The 11,649-nt window shown below is 76.8% G+C and carries 6 protein-coding genes and 1 pseudogene; 5 read left to right on the forward strand and 2 right to left on the reverse strand.

Going from position 1 to position 11,649, the window contains the following annotated elements; all coding sequences use genetic code 11:
- Positions 1 to 460 precede the first annotated feature (460 nt).
- The 3 genes from ACFVYI_RS12910 to ACFVYI_RS12920 all read left to right on the forward strand — a co-directional run bounded on the left by ACFVYI_RS12910 (position 461) and on the right by ACFVYI_RS12920 (position 4,236).
- Complete coding sequence (locus tag ACFVYI_RS12910; protein ID WP_387884230.1) at positions 461 to 2,644, forward strand: asparagine synthase-related protein; 2,184 nt, start codon at positions 461 to 463, stop codon at positions 2,642 to 2,644.
- A 144-nt stretch (positions 2,645 to 2,788) separates the two neighbouring features.
- On the forward strand, positions 2,789 to 3,310 hold the full coding sequence (locus ACFVYI_RS12915) for a universal stress protein (protein ID WP_387884233.1): 522 nt from the start codon (positions 2,789 to 2,791) through the stop codon (positions 3,308 to 3,310).
- 221 nt (positions 3,311 to 3,531) lie between these two features.
- Positions 3,532 to 4,236 carry a DsbA family oxidoreductase gene (locus tag ACFVYI_RS12920; RefSeq protein ID WP_387884236.1) on the forward strand — a complete coding sequence of 235 codons (705 nt, stop codon included), beginning with the start codon at positions 3,532 to 3,534 and terminating at the stop codon, positions 4,234 to 4,236.
- A 97-nt stretch (positions 4,237 to 4,333) separates the two neighbouring features.
- On the opposite strand, the gene ACFVYI_RS12925 is transcribed toward ACFVYI_RS12920, so the two are convergent.
- Together ACFVYI_RS12925 and ACFVYI_RS12930 are read right to left on the reverse strand one after the other, a co-directional pair.
- Positions 4,334 to 6,604, reverse strand: a complete 2,271-nt coding sequence (locus ACFVYI_RS12925; protein WP_387884237.1) for a sigma-70 family RNA polymerase sigma factor — start codon at positions 6,602 to 6,604, stop codon at positions 4,334 to 4,336.
- 336 nt (positions 6,605 to 6,940) lie between these two features.
- Entirely contained in the window at positions 6,941 to 7,858 is a 918-nt protein-coding gene (locus tag ACFVYI_RS12930; RefSeq protein ID WP_387884240.1) for a TetR/AcrR family transcriptional regulator, read from the reverse strand.
- A 637-nt stretch (positions 7,859 to 8,495) separates the two neighbouring features.
- On the opposite strand from ACFVYI_RS12930, the gene ACFVYI_RS12935 reads away from it, so the two are divergent.
- Positions 8,496 to 9,827, forward strand: a complete 1,332-nt coding sequence (locus tag ACFVYI_RS12935; protein ID WP_387884243.1) for an NAD(P)/FAD-dependent oxidoreductase — start codon at positions 8,496 to 8,498, stop codon at positions 9,825 to 9,827.
- A 142-nt stretch (positions 9,828 to 9,969) separates the two neighbouring features.
- Positions 9,970 to 11,343: pseudogene (locus tag ACFVYI_RS12940) on the forward strand (PP2C family protein-serine/threonine phosphatase); the annotation flags it as partial.
- Positions 11,344 to 11,649: the final 306 nt, after the last annotated feature.

An 11,649-nucleotide genomic window follows, 5' to 3' on the forward strand; every position in this document is an offset into this window, starting at 1 on the left:
CGGATGCCCTCCCGGGCCGGACGACGCCTTTCGGCCATCTCGCGATGACCATGACAAAGGCGGCGAAAGGGCGGTCCGGGCCAGGGAGGGGGAGGCCCGGCCCGCCCGGTCGGAGAGCGGTCCGCAGGGCGGTCCCGAGCGGGGCGGTCCCGTGTCGATGCGCGCCCGGCCGCGGTGCCGGTGGCCGGTTCGCGGTCGGATCCGGCTGGTGGGCCCCGGCGGGTCGGACCCCGCCGGTCGGGTGGTGCCCGGGTGCCGGTGCGACCGCTCCTGCCGTGACGGCCCCGCCGGCGAATCGGAAACGTCAACTCCGGTCACGGGACGGGCGAGCGGTGGCACGATGTCTCCTGACGGCGCGCCCGATCGCGGCGGCCGGCCGCCGCGGCGCGCCACGAGCCGGCCGGGGCTGCCCGGGGGAGGACGCGCCGCACGGTGCAGGTCCTCGTCCGGTGGAGGCGCGATGCGGTGGCTGACGGGCTGGTGCACGGGTGCGCCCCGAGCGGGCGCCCCGGCGCACGAGGCGCCCGGCGCGGTGGTACCGATCGCCGCGCGCCCCCTCTGGGCCGGGCCCAACCCGCTCTGGGCGGTCGGCGACTGGCGGCCCGAGGAGATCCGGCTGGTCACCCTGCGCCCAGGCGCCCCCGCCCTGGTCACCACCGGCCCCGTCGCCCCCGACCCGGTCGAGGACACCCCCGCGACCACCCGGCTCGCCGTCCTCGGCCACTGCGGCGCCTCCGACGCCGAGCTCGCCGCCGGCCTCGCCTCCGCCCGCGGCGGCGCCGTCCGCCACCTCACCACCTGGCCCGGCAGTTACACCGTCGTCCTGCGCACCGGCACCCGCTCCACCGCGCTGCTCACCGACCTGGCGGGCGCCCAGCCGGTCTTCCACACCCCCTGGGGCGACGGCACCGCGTACGCCACCGCCGCGCTCCCGCTCGCCGACCTGGTCGGCGCGCCCCTGGACACCGGCCACCTCGCCGCCCGGCTGGCCTGCCCCGAGTCGCCGGAGGCGCTCGGCACCGGCACCCCGTACCTCGGCGTGCAGCGGGTACCGCCCGGTCACACGCTGGCCATTCGAGGCGGCCGCCCCTATCTCGCGGCGTACGACGAGCCCGGTGGCGGGCCGCAGCCGCGCGGCGAGGCACCGGCCGTCCGCGAACTCACCCGCGCCCTGCTGGAGTCCGTCCGCTCCCGGGTGCGCACCCCCGGCGCCGGGTCCGCCGAGGCCGGCCGGGCCCGGCTGGGCGTCGACCTCTCGTACGGGACGGCCTCGGCCACCGTCGCGCTGCTCGCCGCCGCCGTCCCGCCGGCGCCGGTCGCCGCAGGAGCGGCCGCGGCGCAGGCCCCGGACGCCGGGGCCGGTGCGGGGACGACGTCCGGGGGCGGTACCCGGGCCAGGAACGGTGCGGTCAAGGGCTCCTGGGCCCGGGCGTCCGCACCGGGCCGGCCCGCCCCCGAGCAGCTGGCCGCCGTCACCCTCGGCGAGACCGAGGGCCCGGCCACCCTGGCGATCGCCCCGCACACCCCCCGGCTGCGGCACACCCTGCTCGCCCCCGGCCCCGACACCCTCCCCTACGCCGACCTGCTGGCGGACCCGCAGACCGGCCGCCTGACCGACGAACCCGGCCCCGAACTGATCGCCGCCGCCCGCGCCGAGGCCCGCTTCGACGCCGGCGGCACCGACCACCTCACCGGCTACGGCGCCCGCCAGGTCCTGGACGGGCACCCGGCCCGGCTGGCCGACCTCGTCCGGGCCGGCCGGCCGCGTGAGCTGCTGCCCCCGGTCGCGGCCCTGGCCGGCGCCGACCGGGCGACCGCGGGCGTCCTGGCGGGCGCGCTGCGCACCCCGCTCACCGTGGTCCGGGCCGCCCACCGGCTCTCCCGGATCCGGTACGCCGACGCGCTCGACGACGCCGCCGTGCGGCTGACGCTCCGGCAGGCCCCGGACGGCGGCGGGACGGCGGGTGCCCGTTCGGCGGACGACCTGGTCTGGTGCGTGCCCGGACCGGCGGCCCGCTGGCTCTCCGACGAGGCGCTCTCCGCGGTCGCGCTGCGGCTGCGCCTGGCGGCGCGCGAGCCGGCGCCCGCCGAGCCACCGGGCGTGCGCCGGGCCCGGTACGCCCTCCACCGGCACGCACGCGGGTTCCGCACCCTGGTGCACGTCGCCGAGCAGCCCGGCCAGCGGCTGCACGCGCCGTTCCTGGACAACCAGGTGGTCCGTGCGACCCGGCTGCTGCCCGACGACATCCGGCTCCAGCCCGGCGCCCGGCACGCCCTGCTGCACGCCGTCCTCACCGGCGCCGGCCGGACCGACCTGCCGCCGGACTGGGGCCGCGGCCCCCGCCCCGACCGCACCGCCCCGGCCCGGGCCGGCCTGCGGCTCGCCGCCGACGGCATCGCCGAGCTCTTCGACGCCCCGCTGCTCGCCGAGGCGGGGCTGATCGACCTCCCCGCCGTCCGGGCCGGCCTGGCCCGCTCCGCCGATCCCGGTGCCCCGCTCGCGCCCGCCACCCTGGCGGGCCTCGCCGAGCTGGTCTCCACCGAACTCTGGCTCCGCCGGGTCCGCGCCCGCCGCCACGGCGCCTGCTGGACCGGTCTGCCGCTCGCCCGGCGCACCGCCCTGCCCGCCGCCCGCTTCGCCTGACCGCGGCGGACGGCGCGCGGGCGCGGGCGGGGGAGGGGGCACCGACGGGTCCGACCCCCTCGTCCGGCTCGGCGCGGCTCGACGGCCTCGTCCCCCGGGCGGGCGATCATGACGCCATCCCGTCCCGTCCCCGTGGAGGCCGTGGTGACCAGCGCCAGCCCGGATCCGTCCGTCCCCGTCGTGCTCTCGGTGCTCGGCCGGCCGCCGACGGGCCGCCCGCCCGGGGTGCTGGCGGGGTGCGACGGCTCGGACGGCTCGCTCTGGGCGCTGGACCGGGCGATGACCGAGGCCGAGCGGTTCGAGCTGCCGCTGTACGTGCTCGCGGTGGTCAACCCGGCCCCCGCCGGGTACCCGCCGGGGATGGCCGAGCTGGTCCAGGAGAGCGTCGAGACGCTGGTCGAGAGCATGGCGGACGGCCTGCGCCGTGCGGTGGCGGCGGTGCAGCGGGCCAGGATCCGCCCGTACACGGGGGCGCTGTCGCTGCACGTGGTGCTCGGCAATGTGATCGAGGTGCTGCTCGCGGCCTCGGCCCGGCAGCACACGCTGGTGCTCGGCACCCGGGGCAACGGCGGCTTCGGCCGGCTGCTGCTGGGCTCGGTCGGCTCGGCCGCCGTCCATCACGCGGCCTGTCCGGTCCTGATCGTCCCCGCGCCCCCGGAGCACTGAACGAGGGGTGCCCCGGCCGGCCCGCCGCGTCGGGGCTCCGGCCGGACCGCCGAGCCAGGGGCGCTCGGGCCGGGGTTCACGCGGGGTGGGTACGCCCCACGCCGGAGTGCACCGCCCCCGGACGGGGCCCGCACCGGGCACGAGCGCCGGGAATGTCCCGAGATGGTTCACCGTTCACCTACCTCGGAACCCATCCTCCCCACCCCTGGAGAACGCCCGTCATGAAGGTCGAGATCTACTCCGACATCGCCTGCCCCTGGTGCTACATCGGCAAGCGCCGCTTCGAGCAGGCGCTGGACGGCTTCGCGGGCAAGGAGAACGTCGAGGTGGTCTACCGGCCCTACCAGCTGGTGCCGGACGCCCCGGCCACCGCGAGCCCGCACCGCGCGTGGCTGGCCGAGCGCTACGGCCCGCAGTCCGTCGCGATGGACGCCCGGGTGACCGAGCTGGGCCGCGCCGAGGGCATCGACTACGACTTCGACGCCGCGCTGCACGCGAACACCTTCCTCGGTCACCGGCTGCTCCACCTCGCCGAGACCGAGTACGGCGCGGCGGCGCAGGGCCGGCTGAAGGAGGCGCTGCTCAAGGCGCACTTCAGCGACGGGGTGGACGTCGGCGACCGGTCCGCGCTGACCGAGGTGGCCGTGGCCGCCGGCCTGGACCGCGACCGGGTGGCGGCCTACCTCGCCGGCGACGAGGGCGTCGCCGAGGTGGGCGCGCAGCTGGCCGAGGCCCGCGAGCTGGGCATCACCGCCGTGCCGACCTTCGTCTTCGAGGGCAAGTGGGCCGTCCAGGGCGGCCAGGAGGCCGAGACCTTCCGCAAGGTGCTGGAGCAGGTCGCCGACGAACTCGGCGAGCGCCGGCCCGTGCCGGTGCCGGTCGTCCCGGCCGGCGAGGCCTGCGCGGACGGCTCCTGCGCCGTCTGACCCGCACGGCTCGCGAGGCTCGGACCCGCAAGGCTCGTGCGCCGTCCGACCCGTTCGACCCGCAATGCTCCGCGACCGGAGCCCCCCGAGGCCCGCTTCAGACGCACCTGAAGCGGGCCTCGGCCCAGTCGGCCACGTTCAGCGCCGACCAGATCCCGTGCGCCGGGGTGACCACCAGCCGGATGGACGTCTGACCGGCCAGCGGCACGTGCACCCGCACCGCGTCGTCCCCGGTGGCCAGGGTGGGCGAGCGCCACAGGGTGCGGCCGTCGCCGCCCTGCACCGAGAAGACCACGCCGCCGATCGAGGCGGTGAGGTCGTCCACCCCGGCCACCGCGTCGAAGGACGTGCAACTGCGGTTGAGGTCGATCACCGTGGTCGCGGGCGCGTGCACGGTGATCCCGTGCGCACGGCGGGTGCCGCCGATCGAGACGCTGTCGCGCTGCCAGAACCAGTCGCTGCCCTGCTGCCGGATGCTCGGGGTCGGTGGCGGGACCCGGTTGTTGCCGGGCTTCAGCACGGGCAGGTCGTCGGCCCAGAAGTCGGTCGGGGCCGGCGGCGTGACGGTCGGAGTCGGCACCGGCGGGCGCGTCGGGGTGGGCGGCACCGGCACCTCGGGCGTGGGCAGCGGCGGGGGCGTCGGGGTCGGCACCACGGGCACCGGCGGCACCGGCGGCCTGGTCGGCCGCGGCGGCGGGGGCGCCGGCGACGCGGGCGGCGTCGGGGCGGCGGCGACCGGACTGCTCGGCGCGGGTGGCGGCACGGCCTTGGGGGCCGGACGCGGCGTGGCGGAGGGCGAGGGCGACGGCGAGGCGGAGGGGCTCGGTGCGGGCTCCTCCACCGGCGTCGGATCCGGGGTGCTCGGCGCCGCGCTCGGTGCGGGTGCCACCGGTGGCGGCGCGGGCACGGCGGGGGAGGAGGCCGGCGGAGCGGCCAGCGGGGGCTTCGGCTCGGGCGAGCCGGTCAGCGCATAGGCGGCGACGGCCGCCGCGGCCACCGCGACCGCGGCGGCGATCCCGGCCTTGGCCGCCATGCCCAGACCCTCGCCCGCCGCCGCACCGGCACCACCGCTCCCGCCTGCCGCGCCACCGGCGGAGCCGGCCGCCGCACCGGCGGTCGCCCCCGTCGTCCCGGTGGCCGCACCGCCCGAGGCGGCCGCGGCCACCGTCCCCGCGGCCGCACCGCCGACCGCCGCCGCGCCGCCCACGGCAGCGGCGGCGGCGCTGAAGCCGCCCACCCCGACCCAGACCAGCACGCCGCCGGGCAGCAGCGCCCGCAGGCCGTGGTTGATCTCGGACAGTTCCAGGCAGGCGGCCGTGCACCGGTCGCACTCCTGCAGGTGCCGGCCGACCTCCGCGGACGCCCGCTTGCGCAGCGACCCGCGCGCGTAGGCGCCGAGCCGGGTGGCGTACGCCTCGCAGGCCCGGGCCTGGCTGCCCGACACGTGTGCCTGCAGGAAGGCCGCGGCCAGCCGGTCGCGGGCCCGGTGCGCCTGGACGGCGGTGGCGTTGGCGGTCTTGCCGAGCATCACCGCGACGGTCTTGGGGGACTCCCGTTCGACCTCGGTGTGCCAGAGCACCACCCGGTCGTCCTCCGGCAGTTCGGCGTAGGCCTGCATCACCATGCGCTGGTCGGCCATCGCCATCGCCCAGGCATCGGCCCCCGGGTCGGCCAGGTCCAGGTCGACGGTGGCGGCCGAGGTCTGCGCGAACGTGCTGAAGTCGTCGACGAGTTGCTCGCGCCGCTCGCTGCGGGTCCAGGCGGCGGCGACGTTGCGGACGGCGGTCAGCAGATAGGCGCGGACGGCGAACTCCGGGCCCTTGCCCGCCTTCAGCGCCTGCAGCGTACGGGCGAACACCTCGCCGGCCAGGTCCTCGGCGGTGAAGTTGTCCCGGCAGCAGGTCCGGGCGTAGCGGCGCACCGAGTCGGCGTGCCGGCGGTAGATCTCCTCGTACGCGGCGTCGTCGCCGGCCCGCACCCGGGCGGTCAACTCGGCGTCGGAGGCAGGGCGCTCGCCGTCCACCGGGTCGGCGGGGGCCGGCACGGTCGGTCGGGCCGGGGCGCCGCTGCCGACGAAGGCCTCGGGGGCCACCCCGCCGCGGCCGGCCGGGGCCTGGCCGGGGACGCGGGTGGGCGGGAACGCGTCGGAGGCGGAGAGGGTCTCGCGGCTGGGCATCCCGGCCTGGTCAGGCACCTGCCCCGACGCACCCGGCGGTGGACCGGGCGCCTGCCCCGGCAGTTGGCCCGACAGGTGCTCCGGCGTGCCGGAACCCCCGTCCGGGCCACCCGCCCCGTCGTTCGGTCCGTTCGGGCCGGAGCGGCCGAAGTCGAGGCCGTAGCCGTAGTCGTTCTGTTCCTCGGCGCTCACAACGGACCCCAGATTCCACGACAGCCCCCGTAGTGCGGCAGAGCGCGCGGGAGTGCGTGAGCGCACGATTCTCCGCTGCACGGCGCCGAGGGCGCGTGAACGGCGCGCATCGGGACATTGGCTCCAACCACGGGCAAAGGATGGCATAGCGCAGAGTTGGGCGGTAGCCGGACCGCCGCGACCCACTCTTCCGAGGGGCCGTCGCGGATGTGTTCGGCGCGACCCGGTGAACCGGTGGGGCGTCGGCCGCGCCGGGCGCGCGCCCGGGCCGCGCACGCCGGGCCGACACCCGACTCCCCGGCCCGCGAGGGACGGCGGCCGCCCGTGCACGGGTGATCAGCGCGTCCGGAGCCCGTCCAGCAGGATCCTCAACAACCGGTCGGCCGGACCTTCGACAGGTTGACCGTCCGTCTGCTGGCCACCCGCCACCGGATACGAACCACCGAACGCGGCCGACACGGGCGCCGTGTACGGGTCCGCCCCCGGCGCGCTGCGCGTGGCGTGCACCGGCACCGAGGCGGTCAGCACCAGCACCACGTCCGCGACCGTCACCCCCGGCCGCAGCTCCCCGGCCGCACCCGCGCGGGCCACCAGGGCGGCGAGCAGCTGCAGCAGCAGCCGCGGGTCCGCGTCGGCCGCCGGCTCGCCGCCGTCCGGCAGCGCTCCGGCGTGGCGCGGCTCGAACCGGCCGCCCAGGAGGCCGCCCGCCCCGGCCGGATCGCCCGAGCGCTGCTCGGGCACCCGGCCCAGCTCCTCCGCGTACCGGAACGCCTCCGGCGGCAGCAGCCGCCCGGCGCCCGTGCTCACCGCCCGGGCCAGGTACCCGGCCAGCGACTCCCAGGCACCGCCGCCGCCGTACAGCGACTCGCGCGCCTGCGTCGTCAGCCAGGCCACCTCCTCGGCGGCGATCCGCTGGACCAGCACCTCCTTGCTCGGGAAGCGGCGGTACACGGTGCCCACCCCGACCCCGGCCCGGCGCGCGACCTCCTCCATCGGCGCGCCGTAGCCGAACTCGCCGAACACCTCGCGGGCCGCGCGCAGCACGCTCTCCAGGTTCCGCCGGGCGTCCACCCGCAACCGGGCGCCGGACACCGGCCCGGCACCGCCCTGCGGCGGCTCGGCCGGGTAGGGGATCGCCGCGTACGCCACCCCGACCTGCGGTGGCAGGTCCGCGGGACTGCGTTGCTCCGGCACCACGCCCTGGCCGGCGCGCGGTACAGCCGCCCGGCCCAACAGTCGCTCCTGCTCCATCATCCCAACTCTCCCCCGCAGGTGCCCGATCCCGGACCCTGCCGTCGCCCGCCCCTGCACCCCCCGGTGCAGCTCCGTCTGTCAGAAATGACCCGATGACCCATCGCTCGTTGCCGGTTGTGTCCTTCGCCGCGCCCGGGTGACGCCGTTGACCGCACGCGCACGACGACCGCACGCGCTCGGCCACCCGGACTCCGCCGCGGCCGGTGCCACCGGGCCGGGGTCGCGCATCCGGCTCGGCGCGTCGGCACCGTACGGGGCCTCGTCCGGGAACTACCCTTCCCCGGAACACGGTCCCGCAGTCGGGTTCTCGGGCCAACGATGGAACTGGCCGTAATGGCCGCTCCACGGTGCGTCGCCGCCAGTTGTCATGGCGATGGCCGCCCCGACGCACAATCCGACCATAGTTCACGGCCGTTCGAAGCCGAAAGTGCGTCAGAAACTCACCCCGGCAGCACAACTGGCACCACGGGGTGACTCCCGCCCCATTCGACCCGGCACGGACTGTGGACAAGAGGCCCTCCGACGGTCCTTCATTGAGGGCGTGGTGGGGGGTACCCCCGGCCGAGGGCCGGGGAGAGGTCGCATCGGCAGGAGGTTCGCCATCAGGATTCTGATCGTCGGCGGCGGCTGCGCCGGAATGTCCACGGCGCTGCACCTCCAGCGCGGCCTGCGCGAGCGGCTGCACCGGGGCGAGGCGGAGATCACCGTGGTCGAGCCGCAGTCCTACCTGACGTACCACCCGCTGCTCGCCGAGGTCGCGGCCGGCTCGATCGACCCCCGCCACGTGGTCGTCCCGCTGCGCCGGGCCCTGCCGCACTGCCGGGTGCTCACCGCGCGGATCACCCGGATCGAGTACGCGACCCGCCGCGCCTGGGCCGACGCCGCCGCCCGCGGCGAGCCGTCCGCCCCGGTCGAGCTCGACTACGACGTCCTGGTGGTGGCCCCCGGCTCGATCTCCCGGACGGTGCCCGTGCCCGGTCTGGCCGAGCACGGCCTGGGCTTCTCCACCGTCGGGGAGGCGGTGGGCCTGCGCAACCACGTCCTGGAACAGCTCGACCTCGCCTCCGCCACCCGCGACCCGGCCCTTCGCCAGGCCGCGCTCACCTTCGTCTTCGTCGGGGCCGGCTACGCCGGCGTCGGCGCGCTCGCCGAGCTGGAGGACATGGCCCGGACCGCGGTCCGCGGCTACCACAACATCAGCCCCGAGGACCTGCGCTGGGTGCTGGTCGAGGCCACCGACCGGATCCTCGCCGAGGAGTCGCCCGAGCTGGCCGCGCACACCCTGGCCCAGCTGCGCGAGCGCAGCGTCGACGTCCGGCTGCGCACCCGGCTGGAGTCGGCCGCCGGCCGGGTCGTGCTGCTCTCCGACGGCAGCCGGTTCGCCGCCCGGACCCTGGTCTGGACGGCCGGGGTGCGCCCGTCCCCGCTGCTGCGCGACACCGACCTGCCGCTGGACACCTCCGGTCGGATCCGCTGTCTGGCCACCCTCCAGGCGGTCGGTCCGGACGGGCGGGCGCTTCCCGGGGTCTGGGCCGCGGGGGACTGCGCCGCCGTCCCCGACCCGCACGCGGACGGCGCGCCCTGCGCGCCCAACGCCCAGCACGCCTTCGCCCAGGCGGAGCTGCTCGCCGCCAATGTCCTCGTCTCACTGGACGGCGGCCCCCGCGCCGAGGGCATCGTCGAGTACCGGCCGGATCGCGCGGCCTGTTCGACCTCGCTGGGGCTGGGCCGCGCCGTCGCCCACACGAGCCGCGGCGGGCGGCTCACCGGCCGGCGTGCCTGGTGGCTGCACCGGGCCCGGCACCTGCGCCGGCTGCCGAGCGCCGACCGACGGGTGCGGGTGCTGATGGACTGGGTGCTGGGTGGCCTGTTCTCCCGGGAGGTGGTCTCGCTCGGGACGCTGGAGCACCCCCGTTCGGAGTTCGAGGCCGGGTTCGGCAGGGGGATCACGGACGACCGGCCGACCTGATCGCGCCTCCGGCAGCCCCGCCGTGACCGACCGGACGGCCGCGCCGGGCGCGCGCGACTTCCGGAATCGGGCCTCCGCCTGACAGGATCGGCCCGACCGAGTCATTACCCGGTGTGCCAGTCCGCACACAAAAAGTGATGATATGCCTGGAAAACGAGGAAGCGGCCGTCGTTTGAACCTCATGCGCTGGAGCGCCCGGCTCACCGGAGCCCCTTGGCGGACCGCCCCACCGACCGGGAGCGGCACCGACCAGGGCGCGCCGTCCGGCGACGGCGTCGTGGTCCCCAGCCCCCGCGACCCCACCAGCCTCGTCAGCCCGACGGAGGTCCTCGACCCGCAGCGGCCCCAGGACCTGCGCGAGGTGCTGAACCGCATCCCCGCCCCGGTCGCCGTCACCTACGGCCCGCTGCACCAGCTCGGCTACGCCAACCGCGCCTACCGCGAGCTCTTCGGCGACCGACCCACCGGCCTGCCCGCCTGCGAGGCGCTGCCCGAGCTCGGCACCATGGGCGTCCTGCCGCTGATGGACCAGGTCATCCGCGGCGGCAGCCCGCGCAGCGTCAAGGCCCGCTGCATCCTCGGACTCACCGGCAACCGCTACTACAACGTCTCCTGCGTCCCGCTCAGCCGCCACGAGAGCCGGGCCGAGAGCCGGGTCGAGGGCCGCCGCGAGAGTCGGGCCGAGGTCCGGGCGGAGCCGGGGGAGGGCGAGGAGCCGAGGGACGCGCTGCCCGCCGGCGTCCTCATCTTCGCCGCCGAGGTCACCGACCAGGTGCTCGCGGCCACCCGGCTGCGCGAGGCCGAACGCCGCCAGCGGGAGGCCGCCGTCACCCTGCAGCGGAGCCTGCTCCCCCAGAAGCTCGACCAGCCCGCCGATCTGCGGGTCGCCGCCACCTACCAGCCCGGCGGCGCCGAGGCCGCGGTCGGCGGCGACTGGTACGACGTCATCGCCATCGACGGCGGCCGCACCGCACTGGTCATCGGCGACGTCATGGGCCGCGGTCTGCGCGCCGCCGCCGTGATGGGCCAGCTCCGCACCGCCGTCCGCGCCTACGCCCGCCTCGACCTGCCACCGCACGAGGTGATGCGCCTGCTCGACGGCCTCGCCATGGAGATCGACGCCAACCAGATCGCCACCTGCACCTACGCGGTCTGGGACCCTCGGCGCCACGCCCTCACCTACGCCTCCGCCGGCCACCTGCCGATGCTGCTGCGCTGCCCCGACGGCACCGTCCTGCGCAGCGAGGAACAGAACGGCCCGCCCCTGGGCACCGGAGGCGGCGTCCACCTCTCGCACACCCTGCGACTGCTCCCCGGCACCACCGGCGTCCTCTATACGGATGGTCTGGTGGAGCGCCGGGACGAGGACATCGACCAGGGCCTCGACCTGCTCGCCCGCACGCTCGCCGGCGCCGCCGGTGCTCCCGAGGTGATCTGTGCCCGCCTGCTCAGGGCCATGGGCGTCACCTCGGAGCACGACGACGACGTCGCCGTCCTGGCCTTCCAGCTGCCGGCCGACGAGAACCTCCCGGCCCTCCCGGAGCCGGGACCGGCACTTGACTCGACCCCCTGACAGGTCTAGTGTTCTTCGAGCTGCCTGGCTGGGAGCACCGGACACGTATCTACGCGGACGGTCCCGAGGCAGCCAATCCCTGGAAACACCACTGTCCGGTTCGGATCGGGCTGCGCTTTGTCATTTCGACGGTGCGGCTCGGGTTCTATTCGGCGTGCCCGTTTATATGGATTGCGGCCGGATTCGCCTTTCGGGGCGGGGATCGGCTAGAGTTTGAAACGTCGGACGGGGCGTCAAGCCGCAGAAGAC

The sequence above is a fragment of the Kitasatospora sp. NPDC058218 genome (assembly GCF_042882445.1).
Classification (GTDB): Bacteria; Actinomycetota; Actinomycetes; order Streptomycetales; family Streptomycetaceae; genus Kitasatospora.